Here is a 16,408-nt window from a genome sequence, read left to right on the forward strand (position 1 = left end):
TTTAAACAAATGAAATCCATTGGATTTATCCCCTTGCGCAAAGGCTCAAAGGGCATACCAGGTAAAAATAAAAAGAAGCTGCTAGGCCGTCCTTTATTTTGCTGGGCGCTTGGTGAGGCAATTGCATCTCAATTAGATACAATTTATATTTTTACAGATGATGAAGATATCATCACTTTTGTTCATAAGGAATACCACTGGACAGACAAGGTAAAGACCGTAAAACGTAGTGAAGAAAGCGCTACAGATGCAGCCTCTACAGAGATGGGAATGCTAGAGTTTGTAAATGGTTTAGAAGAGCCTTTTGATATATTATGCTTACTGCAAGCAACCTCTCCGTTTACTACTTCGGTAGATATAAATGCTTGCTTAGATAAAGTGCAATCGGGAGCAAATTATGATTCGGCACTTACGGTTGTAAATACGCATCGTTTTACTTGGTATGAAGACGGTACACCAAAAAATTATGACGTTTTTAATCGCCCACGTAGACAAGATTTTGAAGGTTTACTTATAGAGAATGGAGCGTGTTATGTGACAACAAGTAGCGCTTTTCGCGAAAGCAAAAACAGAATAAGCGGTAATATCGCCACAGTGCAAATGCCCGAAGATAGCCTCACAGAGATAGATACCCTCACAGACTGGAAAATAGTAGAAGAGTTACTAGCTGCTCGTTTAAAAACTAAGAAACAAAGTAATCGTATCACGCATCTTATACTCGATGTAGACGGCGTTTTTACAGATGGTTGTATTTATTATGGTGCAGAGGGCGAACTTATGAAAAAGTTTGATATGCGCGATGGTATGGGGCTAGAGATATTGAGACAATACAATGTTGAGGTGATGGTAATGACCTCTGAAGACTCGCAGATTGTGGCTTCTAGAATGAAGAAGCTTAAAATTAATGACGTCTTTATGGGCGTAAAAGATAAATATAGTCTGCTTTCTAGAATCGTAACTGATAGAGACCTTTCCTTTTCAAACATAGCTTACATAGGTGATGATGTAAATGATATGGCAAATATTTGTGCAGCAGGATGGTCATTTACTCCGGCTAATGCAACAATGCCTATCAAAAATCACGCAGACGTAATACTACAAAATAATAGCGCAGAGGGAGCGATACGCGAGGCCTGTGACTTTATTATAAAATATAACAATAGATATGAGTAATTATAAAGCTCCATACACCATTGCAGAGATAGGTGGTAATCACAAAGGTGATATGGAGATAGCAAAAGAAATGATAAAAGTAGCCGCTATCTTTTGTAAGGTAGACGCCGTAAAATTTCAGAAGCGACACAATATAGAACTGCTCACTAAGGAGCAATATGAAGCTCCACACCCTAATCCTATAAATTCATATGGAGATACGTATGGGGCACACAGGGAGTTTTTAGAATTTGATGTAAACCAGCACGCAGAGCTTAAGACTTTTTGCGAGGAGCTAGGCATTACCTATGCAACTTCGGTTTGGGATACTACGAGTGCAAAGGAAATAGCAGGGCTTCATCCTGAGTTTATAAAAATACCAAGTGCTTGTAATAATCATTACGAAATGCTAGGGTGGTTATGTGAGAATTACAAAGGGGAGATACACTGCTCTACTGGGATGACTACTAGAGATGAGATAGAGGAACTAGTACAGTTTTTTGAAAAGCATCACAGAGGTAAAGACCTAGTGCTTTATAACTGTACGTCTGGATATCCAGTACCCTTTCCAGATGTGTGTTTACTTGATATTAAAACACTCATAGAGAAGTATGGCAATCGTGTAAAACACATTGGGTTTTCTGGTCACCATCTAGGTATTGCTGTAGATGTTGCTGCTTATACCTTAGGAGCAAATATAGTAGAACGTCATTATACATTAGACCGTACTTGGAAGGGTACAGATCATAGTGCCTCACTAGAGCCAGCAGGTATGCGTAAGCTTGCGAGAGACTTGAGAGCAGTATATCAAGCATTAGACTATAAAGCGACAGATATCTTGCCTATCGAGCAAGTACAACGCGATAAGCTTAAGTATCGTAAAGCATAATAATGGGTAAAAAAGTTTTCATTCTTTTTCCAGATGGTGTAGGCCTGCGCAACTTTGCTTTTACTAAGTTCAAAGAAGTAGGAGAGGCGCAAGGGTTTGACATCACATACTGGAATAACACCATATTTTCGTTAGAAAAGGAACTGGGGTATAAAGAAGTGGTGATTGAAAACACAAGGATTCACCCTAAAACGCCTACACTTAGTCACGCAAGAAAAAGGGTAGAACTTGCGCTTTCGCGAAAGCGTGAAAAGGATAATGTCTATCCTACCTATCGTTTTCCATTGCAGTGGAATGGTGTAAAGAAAGCCTTAAAAAGTGCTTTTGTAAAGTATCACGAAACGTTTAGTGCTACGCCGAAGGGTTGGCAACGCATAATGAACCAAATGCAAGCTACCGAACGATCTACTGTTCGCTACCAGGAGCTTAAAGCACAACTAGAAGAGCACCGTCCAGATATTGTTTTTTGCACCACACAGCGGGCTACACAGGCCATCTCACCTATACTAGCAGCGCAGGATCTTGGGATAAAAACAGCGTGCTGGATATATAGTTGGGACAACCTACCTAAGGGGATGACCACGGTAGAGACAGATTACTATTTTGTATGGTCTGAGTTGATGAAGGAGCAGCTCTTACAGTATTACCCAAAAACGAGAGAAGAGCAGATATTTGTAACGGGGACTCCGCAGTTTGAGCCTCATTATGATAAGGATTTATTGCTTTCGCGAAAGCAATTCTGTCTAGAGCACAACCTTAGCGAAGGGACACGATACATTTGTTTTTCTGGGGATGATCAAACCACGTCACCACTGGATCAATTTTATCTAGAAGACACGGCAATTGCTGTTCGCAAGTTGAGAGAAGAAGGCGAAGATGTAGCAATTGTATATAGAAAAGTTCCTATTGACTTTTCGGGTAGGTACGATGAGGTTTTGGCAAACTATAGTGATGTCATAACACCTATAGATCCTTTATGGAAACCTATGGGGAGTCAATGGAATCAGGTAATGCCTACCAAAGAAGATTTTGCTTTATTAGTAAATACTTGTCATCACTGCGAACTTGTGGTAAACATATGCTCGAGTATGGTGTTTGACTTTGTGGCTCACGATAAGCCTACTATTTACCCCAATTACGAGCAGCCACAACTTAAGAAAGGAATACGTGACATAGGGCAGAACTATAAATACGTCCACTTCCGCTCGATGCCAGATTATGATACAAGTGTAACTTGGGCAATGAATAAAGAAGAGATTTATGATGGAATTAAAGGCTTACTTAATGGTAGTCTTAATCCAGTGCCTGTTACAAAAAAATGGTTTGGGATTGTAAACAAGCCAGAACAGCCTGAGAAGGCAAGTGAACGTATTTGGGAAGGGATTAATCAAATTCTTGATTAATGCATATAGCCTTTATAACTCCAGAATATCCACATCCAGAATTAGGTAATTCTGGAGGGATGGGTACGAGTATCAAAAACCTCGTTATAGCTTTTTGTAAAATGGGTCATAAAGTCAGCTTATTTGTTTATAATCAACATAAAACGGACACTTTTATCGAAGATGGGATAACCTTCCATTTGATTGCCAAAGAGCATTATAAGATAGGAGGCTTCTACTTTTATAGAAAGCATATAGAGCGGTATATAAATAAGCATAGTAGTGATGTCGATATTATCGAGGCTCCAGATTGGACAGGCATCACTGCCTTTATGAGCTTAAGAAAACCACTTGTAATACGTTTTCACGGAAGTGATACGTATTTCTGTCATATTGAGGGAAGACCACAAAAATGGAAAAATGCTTTTTTTGAAAAGCAAGCGGTAAGAAAAGCAAAGGCATTTATAGCACCTACGCATTTTGCAGGAAAAAAAAGTATTGAGCTTTTTAAACTACAGTATTCTAATGTGAAAGTTATATGTCACGGTCTTAATCTTGAAGATTTTAATAACAGTTCTCCAGAGGAATTTATATCTAAACATTTACTTAATATCGGGACACTTATTAGAAAGAAAGGGGTGTTCCAATTAATAGAGATGTTTAATAAAATTATAATTGCGCATCCTACTGCAAAACTTCATTTTATAGGGGCAGATAGTTATGATGTACAGACGGGTAGTGCTTCTACTTGGCAATTAATGCAAGAGATGATGAGCCCTGCAGCTAGAGAGGCCATAACTTATTTAGGTAAAATACCTTATCATCAAGTTAAAGAGGAGATACAAAAAGCACATATATGCGTGTTTCCTTCTCTTGCAGAAACACTTGGTATGGTTACTATTGAATCTATGGCTTTGCAAAAGGTGGTGGTTAATACTAATATAGGGTGGGCACAAGACCTTATAGAACACGGTAAGGATGGTTTTATGCATCATCCAGATGATATTGATGCTTACGTGGACACTATAAGTACAGTTTTTGAAAATGATGCTCTTAGAATTAAAATTACAGAAGCGGCAAGAGAAACTATAGAAGAACGATTTGATATAAATCACATTGCTCAGACTAATGTTTCATTTTATAATAAAGTCATAAGCCTATGATTTTTATAGAACACGATGGTAGTAAGGTTAAGAGTGCTGAAGGAAAAGACGATGCTATTGTCGCTTGTATCTACACAATTGCCAAAAATAATCCTGATAAGTTTCTTATTATATATAAGGCTGGTTGCGATATAGAACGTTTTTTAGAGCAAGCAATATCTTTCAAGTCCAAAAATCATTACGTCTCATCATATAATGCACTTAATTCAGATTTTGGCTATGTAGAGGATAAACCATTTATACCTACAAATAATAGGGTGGTGTACCCAACCTGGAAAAAGGGAACCACCGCTTTGCTTATTCACGCATCATTAATTAATCAGGTCGCAAATCAGATTAAGCCAAGTGACAATTATTTGTACTGGATAAATTCTCTAGGAAAGCTTACAATGCCACTTGGAGTACTCAATTATCAAATTCCCATTTTTAATGATGTGGCACCTTTTAGCAATGAACTTCTGTATCGTTTTGTAAAACAGCATTATAAAAGAAGATGGACGCTACACTTGCTACTGTGTCATTTGTACTATGATAAAAAAATGCCTTTGTACGCTTTCGCGAAAGCGCAATTTTATAAAAACCGTTCATTATCCTTAGATATGGAGTCTTTGCAAGATGTAGATTCTTGTAAAGATTATGAACCTCTTAAATACGATGTCATTATACCTACGATAGGGAGGGAGGAATATCTTAAGGACGTCTTAGAAGATTTAAATAAACAACCAAATCCTCCATCTCAGGTTATTATAATAGAGCAAAACCCTAGTGAGGATAAAGAATCAAAACTTTATTACATAAATGATGAAAAATGGAATTTTACTATAGTTCATAAATTACTAGACACTGCGGGAGCTTGTAGAGCAAGAAATATGGCAGTGTCACTAGCTACTGCTCCTTGGTTATTATTTTTTGATGATGATGTACGTGTTGAGTCAACTTTTATTGATGAGGTAACTTCATTTATAAATAGAACCAAAGCAACTTGTATTACGTTTGCTTGTTTACAAAAGGGTGAAAAGGAGACAATGAAAACCTATAAACAATGGGAATCTTTTGGGTCGGGCTGCTCTATTGTACATAGGGACATATACAGTAATTGTTCCTTTGATATGGCTTTTGAAAATGGATATGGCGAAGATGTAGATTATGGGATGCAGGTGCGTAATATGGGTAAGGATGTAATATATGCATCTAGCATACAGATACTACACCTCAAGGCTCCTACAGGTGGTTTTAGAAGTCCGCACAAGTTTCCTTGGAGCACAGAAGCATTAACTCCAAAGCCCTCTCCTCAAATAATGTATCTCAGGAAGAAAAATTACACCTTAGAGCAAGTAAGGGGGTATAAGGTTGTTCAATTCTTTAAAACATTTGGATTTTTTAAAACTAAGAACCCTCTGTCTCACTTAGCGAGATTTAAAAAAGCCTGGATACAAAGTGAAAAATGGGCGTCTAGGTTATGATTAAAATATATACAGATAACTCACTTCTCACTCCAGATAATAGAGGGATAGCGCATCCCTTAATATTTGATTTGTACTATTTTGAGAAAACTCATAAAGATGTCTTAGCGCTTTACAGTCTAGTAGATACACCTGAAAGCGCTGATGTTTTTCTATTTCCTATAAACTACCATTTCGTAAATAAAAGAGGTTATAAAAAGCATTACAGAGATTTATACAACACCGCCTTAAAATTTGAAAAGAAAATAATGGTCTACTCTGGTGGTGACTATGGTAAAACCTTTAATGATGATAATGTCATTGTATGGCGTAATGCAGGATTTAAAAGTCACAACGACAAGCAGACTATAATTATACCAGCATTTATAGATGATCCTATAGGTCGAGACGAGGTCTCTGGAGAAGTAATAAACTATACAAGTTTACCTCAAATTTCTTTTACCGGATTTGCTTCAAAAAATTATCTAGAGCGATCTCGTGTTATAATGTCTGTTATAAAAAGAAACTTGCTAAGAGCTTTTGTTAAAGACGAAACAGATTTCCAAAATGTCTTTTATGCTGCTTTGCAACGTTATAAATATCTAAAGAAATTAGAAAAATCTGATTGTGTTGAGACCAGTTTTATATATCGATCAAAATACAGAGCAGGTGCGAGATCTAAAGCCGAAAGACAGAAAACTTCAAAAGAGTTTTTTGAAAATTTAAACGGCGCTCCGTATACCTTTTGCCTAAGAGGAGCAGGTAATTTTTCTGTAAGATTTTATGAAGCCCTAGCCTGTGGTCGTATCCCAGTTTTAATAGATACAGATTGCCACTTGCCACTTGAAGGTATAATAAATTGGGAGCAACATATTTGTAAATTAAATGTAGAAGATAATATAGAGGAAGCGCTACTAGCTTTTCATAAAAAATATAATCAAGTTTCTTTTGCAACCTTGCAAAAGTCTAATCGTAAATTATATGTTGATTATTTGGTAAGAGATCGTTTTTTTTGCAATTTATATCATTCTTTAAAACGTATTATATAATTTGAAATTCTCTCTAATAATTTGCACCTATATGCGCCCAGTAGCGCTTACCACGCTACTAGATTCTGTAAAAACCCAAACGGTTTACCCAGATGAGATCCTCATTATAGATGGAAGTGTTAATGATGAGACAGAGGTACGCTTTCGCGAAAGCGGAATAAAAAACCTATTCTACTACAAAGTTTCAGACGCACAAAGAGGTCTTACTAAACAGCGGAATTACGGTATAGAACGAGTAAGTAACACAATGGATGTGGTGTGCTTTCTAGATGATGATACAGTGCTTGAACCTACATATTTTGAGAAAATACTTGACGTGTATCAAGCATATCCTAATGCTTATGGTGTAGGAGGTTACATTAATAACGAAGTGCAGTGGGAGCGTGTAGAAACATTAAACCCAAGAGATATACATCACTTCTATTATGATGGGTATAGAAGGAAAGAGGGAGCGCGTTTTAAATTAAGAAGAAAGTTAGGTCTAGATGCAAATACTCCACCAGGCGTCCTACCGAAATATGGTCACGGCAGGTCTGTTAGTTTCTTGCCTCCTACTGGAAAAATTTATGAAGTAAAACAGCTTATGGGAGGAGTCTCCAGCTTTCCTCTAGAGGTTTTGAAAAAGAATAAATTCTCTGAATATTTTGAAGGTTATGGTCTTTATGAGGATGCAGATTATACATTCAGAATTTCAAAACTAGGACAGCTATATGTACATACAGGCGCAAACCTTGCGCATCATCACGACGCTTCTGGAAGGCCTAATCAATATCATTATGGTAAAATGGTAACACGTAATGGCTGGTATGTGTGGAGAGTGATGTACCCTAAGCCTGGATTTATTAATATTATAAAATGGTATGCGATAAGTAGTGTTTTGACACTTATTCGTTTTGTAAATGTGGTTACTACTTCTAGACGTAAAGAAGCATTAACAGAAGCTCTGGGTCGCACTGTTGGTCTTTTTAGCTTACTTTTAAGCAAACCTAGATAATGCGTTATAAAAAGGACATACAACGTTATAAAGAGTACAGTAAGAGCAGTGCTTTATTACTGGTGTTAACACAGCAGGGATTGTGGGCTTTGTTTGTATATCGTTTCTTTAATGCCATTTATAGATCTACAATGCCCAAGATTGTAAAAGCACCCTTACTGGTTATTGGTGTTTTTTTTCAGAAATGGATTGAAGTGATTACAGGGATAACATTACCCTATGCAGCAACAATAGGTGAAGGCTTATATATAGGTCACTACTCAGGTATAATTATTAGTCCAGAAACCGTAATAGGGAAGCAGTGTAATATCTCGCAAGGAGTAACCATAGGTGTAAGTGGACGAGGAGCACACCGCGGTGTCCCTACAATAGGTAATCGTGTTTATATGGCTGCTGGAGCTGTTATCGCAGGAGGAATAAATGTAGGTGATGGGGCTGTTATAGGAGCAAACTCCTTAGTAGTTACAGATGTTAAAGAAGGTATTACAGTATTGGGAGTACCCGCAAAGATGGTAAGTGCTAAAGATTCTAAAGATTACATATAATGGATTTTTTAGTTATTTCTGACGCTCCTATCTTAGATAAAAATGGAATATATGAAGGGTATGCCCCTTATATAAAAGAGATGAATATTTGGCTTGACTCTGTAGATCAAGTAACCTTTGTATGTCCCACTAGTTATAAAAGAGCACTACTCACTGCTCCATTTGATAGACAGGACATCAATATTAAAAGTCTCCGAAGACTAGAATTTAACAGCTTTTTTGTCGCACTTATATCTATACTTACATTGCCGTATCAAGCCATCGTTTTATGGAGTGCTATGCGTAAGGCAGATCACATACACTTGCGGGCTCCGGGTAACCTGTGTTTACTTGCTTGTATGGTACAAGCTCTGTTCCCTAACAAGAAGAAAACTGCCAAGTATGCTGGAAATTGGGACCCTTTGTCAAAACAACCACTCGCTTACAGACTTCAAAAAAAGATTTTATCTAGTACCACACTTACTAAAAATATACAAGTACTAGTGTATGGAGAGTGGGAAAATAGTACCAGTAATATCACACCTTTTTTTACAGCAAGTTATTACCTAGAAGAGATAGACTCTTTTAAAAAGAGAAATTTTGATAAATCTTTAAGAGCAATTTTTGTAGGTACAATGGGAAGTAATAAACGACCATTTGAAACGGTACAACTTATAAATAAGTTACGTAAAGCTGGTCTTGATATAGTGCTTGAGATGTTTGGCGATGGTTCACAAGTGGAAGATATTAAATGGTATAGGAAGGAAAATGGTCTCCTTGATTACGTCATTTTGAGAGGAAACCAACCGGCAAGCGCTGTAAAAGAAGCTTACAAAAGATCTGACCTTGTTATACTATTATCAAAAAGTGAAGGCTGGCCTAAGGTTATTGCAGAGGGTATGTTTTGGGGTGCAATTCCTATAGTTACTCAAGTTTCTTGTGTTCCTTGGATGCTAGATAATGGCAGCAGAGGAATACTTGTTGAAGATCCAGATAAAATAAACACCACTCAACTAATCAAACAGCTAGAAGATAGTGCATCTTTACATAAAATGAGTAATGCAGCTACACATTGGTCTAGGCAATATACGATGGACACATTTACAGCTCAGATAAAAGAATTGCTTTAATGAGGGTATTACAACTTATAGACTCACTAGATGCAGGAGGGGCAGAGCGTATGGCAGTAAATATTGCAAATGCTTTATCTCAGGATGGTGTAGAATCATATATATGTGCCACAAGACGAGGCGGATCGCTAGAAAATGAACTGTTTGTTAAAGAGGGCCTTTTTATTTTAAATAAAAAAGCGACCCTAGACGTAATTGCTTTTTTTCGATTTTTTAAATGGTTAAAGAGAAAACAAATAAATATAATTCACGCACATTCCACCTCAATACATCTTGCAATTTTTGCAAAAATTTATAACAATAATATCAAGGTAATCTGGCACGATCATTATGGAATGAGTGACTCTTTAGAAAATAGAAAAGCCTATGTACTCAAGCTACTAGGACCTTATATAAATACAGCGATAGTTGTAAATTCTAAGCTTGCCCTATGGTCTAAGGAAGTGCTTAAGATTAATAAAGTACACTTTTTACAAAATTTTGCTACTGTAACGGTGAATCAATCTAAAAAGACGTTGCTTAATGGAGAAGCAGGTAAGCGCATAGTGTGTCTAGCAAATTTACGCCCTCAAAAAAATCATTTAGCGCTTATTGATGCTTTTGCAAAAACACAATTGCAGTTTCCAGATTGGACGCTTCATCTTGTGGGGAAGTCTTTTAATGACGATTATTCAAAATCTGTGATGGATAGTATTAGTACAAACAACCTATCTAATAATGTTTTTTTGTACGGAAGCTGTCAAGATATAAGTCACATACTTAACCAAAGCACTATTGGGGTTTTAACTTCCTTATCAGAAGGGCTGCCGGTATCTCTACTTGAGTATGCAAATTGTGGTTTGCCGGTTGTAGTAACAAACGTTGGGCAATGTGCTGAGGTAGTAGGTCAAGATGGATTTGTTATTAATAACGTTATTGAAGAGCTTCCTGATGTGTTTACTCAATTAATTAAAAACAAAGATAATATACGAGGGGTAATGGGAGACCGCTTTCGCGAAAACGTAAGTACAACCTATAGCAAAGACGCTTTTATAGAAAAGTTAATGCCCATTTATAACGATTTAATATCTTAGGGTGGTGAGTATTTCTCAAAATAAAACATATACAGTCTTTTTGATAATTCATATTATCATTGGGGTTTTGGTATACTTTGTAAAGCCATTTGCAATTGTTTATTTTCTTGGTGTTGTAGCTTATTTTATGATCCAGATTTTAAGGACTGGAAATAAAAATAATGAAGCCCTTATGGGGGCGGCTTATATAGCAGGGGCAGAGGTTTTTTTTAGAATGAGTAATGCCGTCCCTATTTATGAAGCAGGTAAGTATTCTGTAATTTCATTTATGTTAATTGGACTCTTTTTGAGCGGTGCTAGCCGAAAATCTGGTGTTTACTGGATATATATATTCTTGCTATTACCTAGCGTGCTTGTAGCTTCAATAACACTTGACTTAGGGACAGATGTGAAGAAAGCCGTTTTCTTTAACCTAAGCGGTCCCGTATGTTTAGGAATATCTGCATTATATTGTATAGATAGAAGAATAACGTATCGCCAGCTATCTAATCTTACAAAATGGATTCTATTACCCATAGTCGCAATGTCTATTTATATAACTCTTGGAACTCCAGATCTGAGGGAGACTTTACGCAGTACCGGAGCAAATTATGCGGCTACCGGTGGTTTTGGACCTAATCAAGTATCTACCGTACTAGGTTTAGGTATGTTTATGGCTCTAGTACAATTAATTGTTAATAGTAAGAATAAAGTGCTGTTATTCGTTCATCTGGCCTTAATAGGCTTTTTGCTTTATAAGGGTATAATTACTTTTTCGCGTGGTGGGGTTATCACAGGTTTAGTTTGTAGTGGTGCTTTTTTAATAATCTATTTTGCTGGATCCAAAGGAAAAGTTAGAAGGAAGATGATAACCTATCTCATCTTACTAGGTGGTGTTGTAGTAGGGGCTTCATTGTATAGCTCCTTTCAAACCAATGGACTTATAAATAAACGATATACAAATAGAGATGCAGCGGGTAGACTTAAGAGTGATATCACAACAGGTAGAGCAGAGTTACTAGAGACAGAGATATCTGCATTTTATAATAATCCGCTTGTAGGAGTTGGTGCCGGAAAGGTAAAAGAGTTAAGAGGTAATGAAAACATTGTTGGAGTTGCCTCTCACAATGAGATAAGTAGACTATTATCAGAGCACGGTATACTAGGTTTAATAATACTTGGCATTTTAATCATTTATCCATTAGTTTATAGATCCAAAAACAGGCGTAACTATTTGTTTTTTTCTGCGCTGTTGTTTTGGTTTTTAACTATAAACCACTCTTCAATGCGTATTGCGGCACCAGGTTTTATTTATGCTTTATGCCTATTAAATATTGTAAATGAAAACAAGAAAACTCCTGTACGTAGGAAACGCGCTCTCCGCTAGTGGTAAAACACTTACTACTATAGAAACCTTGAGCCCGCTGCTCGAGCAGGAGGGCTATGACGTAATAATTACATCTCAAAAGCCTAATAAACTTCTCAGGTTGCTGGATATGATTGCTACCTTTTACAAGGTAAGGGACACTGTAGATGTCGTTCTAATTGATACCTACAGCACACTTAACTTTTGGTTTGCAGTGATTGTAGGGAGGCTTTGTAGCAAGAGCAACATCCCTTACATTCCCATCTTACACGGTGGTAATTTGCCAGAGCGGCTAGAAAAAAAACCGGGTATCTGTAAAAAGTTATTTGGTGATGCCAGCTGTAATGTTGCGCCTAGTGGTTATTTATATAACGCTTTCGCGAAAGCGGGATTCTCAAATCTCATACACATTCCTAATACACTTGAGATAGAAAAGTACCCTTTTACGGAGAGGGAGAACTTTAAACCAAAATTACTATGGGTACGCTCCTTTGCCAAAATATATAACCCTTTAATGGCTATTAAAGTTTTGGAGGAACTTTTATCATATCATCCAGATGCTGTGCTCACTATGGTGGGGCCTGATAAAGATGGTAGTCTGGAGGAGTGTCGCTCATATGCATTAACCAGAAAGTTGCCAGTAACCTTTACAGGTAAGCTATCAAAAGAACAATGGCTAGCAGAGAGCGTTCATCACGATATATTTATAAACACGACAAATTTTGATAATATGCCACTGAGCGTAGTAGAGGCAATGGCTCTAGGCTTACTCGTAGTATCCACCAGTGTAGGAGGAATGCCTTATCTTATAAGTGATAAAGAAGACGGCTATCTTAGTCCACCGTCAGACGTTAAGTTGTTTACTGAGAAAGTGGTAAACGCAATTTCAAACACTAGTGACAGTATCAAGATTACACAAAAAGCTCGAGATAAGGCAGCTGCATATGACTGGGAATCAGTCAAAAGCAAGTGGCATCAAGTGCTCTCCTAATTTTATGATATATTTACATCCCTAACCAACTAGAGATGTCGTTTTTTCCAGATATTCATTTTAACGTTTCAGAACGTAAAGTGTTGCTTCGTATTTTTGATATAGTAGCTGTTCTGGGAGCACTTTATCTTACACAGTTATTTTTAGAATTTGATTATCTCGAGATCAATAGTCATAACCGAGTAGCTATTCTCGTCCTCATAGCCTATATATCTATTTTTGGGACTGTTTTTGAACTTTACTTTTTACCCAAAACAGTAAAGTTTCAAACTATGCTTAAAAATGTGATTTTAACCGTATCGGTAACTGTTTTATTCTATTTGTTAACCCCTTTTTATACTCCTATTCTTCCCGAAAACAGACTGCAGATAGTATTTTTCTTTCTAGCTATGGTAATTGGTATAAGCGTTTGGAGATGGGTTTATATAACAGTTATTGCTGCTCCTAGGTTTTATAAAAAAGCTATTGTGGTAGGAGATTCATTTAACATTAGTAAGATTATAACAAATCTTGAAAGTGCAGATCCTAATTATAAAATAGCTGGTTATGTAAATACAGAACCTATGACTATTGAAGAGGTTATCTCAACCAATGCAAAAAGGTTTGAAATAGATAGTATAGTTAAGACTATAGAAGATAATGGTATCTCAGAGATTATTGTGGCTAGTAGTTATACAGATGGAGTAATGCTACCTCTTTATGATCAACTTATAACTCTATTAGAAAAAGGATTTCCCATACGTGAGTATATGCAGGTGTATGAGGAGATCACACAGCGTGTACCTGTAGAGCACGTAGATAAGGACTTCTATCGTTATTTCCCATTTAGTAGGAGTAATCAAAATAAATTCTATAAACTTTTCCATAGAGTGTTTGATATTATTTCAGGCCTTTTAGGTTTGATATTTATTACTGCTCTGTTACCACTAGTGTGGCTAGGAAATTTACTTGGCAATAGAGGACCACTTTTTTACACACAAACTCGTGTAGGTCTCAATAGTAAACCTTTTAAAATAATCAAACTACGTACGATGATTGTTAATGCAGAAAAAGATGGTGCCGCTTGGGCTCAAAAAGGGGATAAACGCATTACTAAATTTGGAAGGTTTTTAAGAATGAGCAGGATAGATGAGATTCCGCAATTTTTTAATGTATTAAAAGGGGAGATGAGTGTCATAGGCCCTAGACCTGAACGCCCAGTATTTGTAAAAGAATTGTCTAAAGAAATTCCTTTTTATGAAACAAGACATATTGTAAAACCAGGGCTCACTGGCTGGGCACAAGTAATGGGTAGCTACACTAGCTCTGAAGAAGGCGCTTTAGAAAAGTTACAATATGATTTATACTATATAAAACACCGTAACCTGTTTATAGACTTGAGTATTATACTTAAAACTATAAGTACAGTTATAAATTTTAGAGGGCAGTAGTTCTTTTATTCCTCTCTTGTGAGCTTAATATTTCTCAATATATAAATATACCTTACAGTTATTGCTATAAGAAGCGGCAACAATGAGGGAGCATAACTCTGTACTCCTATCGCCCAGTGAGCAAATAGTAAACACATTAAAATAACTGCTAGTTTCATATAAGGATAAATCCATCTTGCAGGTTGCACCTTCTTAACGGCAAATGCTGCAAGTATGTGAAAAGGAAATGCCCACAGAATATTATAATTCCAAGCGGTAGCAATATGGTCTGTACCAAACCACAAGAAAGCCACTAGCACACCCGTAACACTCGTAAAAAGTAGAAGAGTAGAATCTAGCCACCCTATTCCATTATTACCTTTAAAGTCTTTATAGGTCTTGTAAATGATAAATAAAGCAATGAGTCCTAGTATAAATAGTGGGCTTACATAAAAAGGGACTCCATAAGAGTGTATAAAGCTAGGTTCAAATATAGTCTGAGAGTTTTTAACCAGTGCTTTTGAACTATTGCCACTAGTTACTTGGGCTGTTTTAAAAGAAGCCATAAGCTCGTTAGGTAAAAATAAATGCTCCTCTGGCGTGGCAACACGATCTATCAAGGACCCAAGAGCTACATCTATACCTAAACTTCCCCAGCTGTTCCAAGGTACATACTGTCTTATAAGATCCCTATGAGTGAGCGTTGTATCTATACCTGTATGTTGTAATGCAAGAGATCCTTCTACAGAAGATGCAACGGCATAATAAGGTCGTGTTGCACAGTTGTCATAAAAGAAATCATATTTATAATAGCGGTTAGCCTCATCTAGATTATTGAGTAAAAACTCATAGGTATCTTGCTTTTCTTGCTGATTTAGGTTGAGCTCTTGTGATTTTATCCAGCGCTGTTGCGCTTTATAGCTGTACTCAAAATTTTTATAAGGAGCGGCAGCTAGCTTGTAAAGTAGTTTTCCTCTAGCAAATTTTAAGTAAAAATTAGGCGTGTCAAAATCAAAAACTCCATAATTAAAAACCATATCTATCTTGTTAGGCACATCTTTGACACGTACAGAAGTGTGCCCAAAGGCGTCATAAAGCTCCGGTCCTGGGCCTATAGTTATGAGTTCGATACTTGCCTCTGGTGAGAGTGAAGGAAATCGTTGCTGTGCCTCACAAATAAAAGAGTAAGCGAGTAAAAGTAGGAGTAGTGCCTTTTTCATAGATGGTAAAGATAGTTGAGAAGTGATAAAAGACCAACGCTTATCTCTTAACTTAAATCCATAAAAAAAGCCAGACTATGTCTGGCTTTACAATATTAAAAAGGGTTTAAACACCTGGTACGATACGTACAGGTACTGTAAATTGTTCTCCCACTTTTTGTGTATCTAGTTTTTCATAATTAAGGCGTGACTTAATAAAAGCAGCTACATATTCTTCTTTAGTGTCTACATCTATTACCACTACCTCATTTGCTTTGTTTACCATTAAGGTAACCTGTGCAGTAAGATCTTTTTTTACTTCAAATCCTGGCTCGCTTAAAAGAGTTGCCACTTGTTGAGTTACAGTCTTCCCTTTCTCGTCAGACGTTGGTTCAGTTTCGGTTGCAAATACTGTGCTTATTGATAATAAGGCTACAAGTACTAATAGGTTTACTTTTTTCATAATAGGTTTTTGTTTTTTTCGATGAATTCTATAACAAAGAGACGGCTATTTTTTCAATATGTGACACCTCGACTTGAAGCTTAACTGTTCTTTAACCCTCATTTACAGACGTTAACGTTGTGTTGATTTTCAAATAACGCTTTCGCGAAAGCGTAAAAACATACTCCCTAATTAATTGTTTAAAACCCTTAATAGGTCATTTT

15 protein-coding genes are annotated in these 16,408 nt (G+C 36.7%); 13 read left to right on the forward strand and 2 right to left on the reverse strand.

The annotated features are described in order from the left end of the window. The first annotated feature begins 9 nt into the window (after window positions 1-9). The 13 genes from MED134_RS13420 to MED134_RS13480 all read left to right on the forward strand — a co-directional run bounded on the left by MED134_RS13420 (window position 10) and on the right by MED134_RS13480 (window position 14,564). Window positions 10-1,173, forward strand: a complete 1,164-nt coding sequence (locus MED134_RS13420) for an acylneuraminate cytidylyltransferase (RefSeq protein WP_038600096.1) — start codon at window positions 10-12, stop codon at window positions 1,171-1,173. Next, window positions 1,166-2,041 (forward strand): N-acetylneuraminate synthase family protein, encoded by an 876-nt coding sequence (locus MED134_RS13425; RefSeq protein ID WP_038600099.1) that lies wholly within the window; start codon window positions 1,166-1,168, stop codon window positions 2,039-2,041. The genes MED134_RS13420 and MED134_RS13425 overlap by 8 nt, the downstream gene beginning before the upstream one ends. Window positions 2,042-2,043: 2 nt before the next feature. Next, window positions 2,044-3,444 carry a UDP-glycosyltransferase gene (locus MED134_RS13430; protein ID WP_038600101.1) on the forward strand — a complete coding sequence of 467 codons (1,401 nt, stop codon included), beginning with the start codon at window positions 2,044-2,046 and terminating at the stop codon, window positions 3,442-3,444. Then, entirely contained in the window at window positions 3,444-4,586 is a 1,143-nt protein-coding gene (locus MED134_RS13435) for a glycosyltransferase family 4 protein (RefSeq protein ID WP_038600104.1), read from the forward strand. The genes MED134_RS13430 and MED134_RS13435 overlap by 1 nt, the downstream gene beginning before the upstream one ends. Next, complete coding sequence (locus MED134_RS13440) at window positions 4,583-6,049, forward strand: glycosyltransferase family 2 protein (protein WP_038600107.1); 1,467 nt, start codon at window positions 4,583-4,585, stop codon at window positions 6,047-6,049. The genes MED134_RS13435 and MED134_RS13440 overlap by 4 nt, the downstream gene beginning before the upstream one ends. Then, on the forward strand, window positions 6,046-7,077 hold the full coding sequence (locus MED134_RS13445) for an exostosin family protein (RefSeq protein WP_038600109.1): 1,032 nt from the start codon (window positions 6,046-6,048) through the stop codon (window positions 7,075-7,077). Before MED134_RS13440 ends, MED134_RS13445 begins: the two co-directional genes overlap by 4 nt. A gap of 1 nt (window position 7,078) precedes the next feature. Beyond that, entirely contained in the window at window positions 7,079-8,071 is a 993-nt protein-coding gene (locus MED134_RS13450) for a glycosyltransferase family 2 protein (RefSeq protein WP_038600111.1), read from the forward strand. Next, window positions 8,071-8,616, forward strand: coding sequence for a serine O-acetyltransferase (locus MED134_RS13455; RefSeq protein WP_038600113.1), 546 nt, complete (start codon window positions 8,071-8,073; stop codon window positions 8,614-8,616). Before MED134_RS13450 ends, MED134_RS13455 begins: the two co-directional genes overlap by 1 nt. Then, window positions 8,616-9,725 (forward strand): glycosyltransferase, encoded by a 1,110-nt coding sequence (locus MED134_RS13460; protein WP_038600117.1) that lies wholly within the window; start codon window positions 8,616-8,618, stop codon window positions 9,723-9,725. The genes MED134_RS13455 and MED134_RS13460 overlap by 1 nt, the downstream gene beginning before the upstream one ends. Next, window positions 9,725-10,798, forward strand: a complete 1,074-nt coding sequence (locus MED134_RS13465; protein ID WP_038600120.1) for a glycosyltransferase — start codon at window positions 9,725-9,727, stop codon at window positions 10,796-10,798. The genes MED134_RS13460 and MED134_RS13465 overlap by 1 nt, the downstream gene beginning before the upstream one ends. Before the next feature lie 127 nt (window positions 10,799-10,925). After that, window positions 10,926-12,164, forward strand: coding sequence for an O-antigen ligase family protein (locus MED134_RS13470; RefSeq protein ID WP_237747124.1), 1,239 nt, complete (start codon window positions 10,926-10,928; stop codon window positions 12,162-12,164). Continuing rightward, window positions 12,118-13,134 (forward strand): glycosyltransferase family 4 protein, encoded by a 1,017-nt coding sequence (locus MED134_RS13475; RefSeq protein ID WP_038600123.1) that lies wholly within the window; start codon window positions 12,118-12,120, stop codon window positions 13,132-13,134. The genes MED134_RS13470 and MED134_RS13475 overlap by 47 nt, the downstream gene beginning before the upstream one ends. Window positions 13,135-13,169: 35 nt before the next feature. Beyond that, window positions 13,170-14,564, forward strand: a complete 1,395-nt coding sequence (locus MED134_RS13480; RefSeq protein ID WP_038600126.1) for a sugar transferase — start codon at window positions 13,170-13,172, stop codon at window positions 14,562-14,564. Window positions 14,565-14,569: 5 nt separating this feature from the next. On the opposite strand, the gene MED134_RS13485 is transcribed toward MED134_RS13480, so the two are convergent. After that, complete coding sequence (locus tag MED134_RS13485; RefSeq protein WP_038600128.1) at window positions 14,570-15,763, reverse strand: DUF4105 domain-containing protein; 1,194 nt, start codon at window positions 15,761-15,763, stop codon at window positions 14,570-14,572. A 106-nt stretch (window positions 15,764-15,869) separates the two neighbouring features. Continuing rightward, window positions 15,870-16,205 (reverse strand): hypothetical protein, encoded by a 336-nt coding sequence (locus MED134_RS13490; RefSeq protein WP_038600131.1) that lies wholly within the window; start codon window positions 16,203-16,205, stop codon window positions 15,870-15,872. Window positions 16,206-16,408 lie beyond the last annotated feature (203 nt).

It is taken from the genome of Dokdonia sp. MED134 (assembly GCF_000152925.2).
In the GTDB taxonomy this organism is placed as follows: domain Bacteria; phylum Bacteroidota; class Bacteroidia; order Flavobacteriales; family Flavobacteriaceae; genus Dokdonia.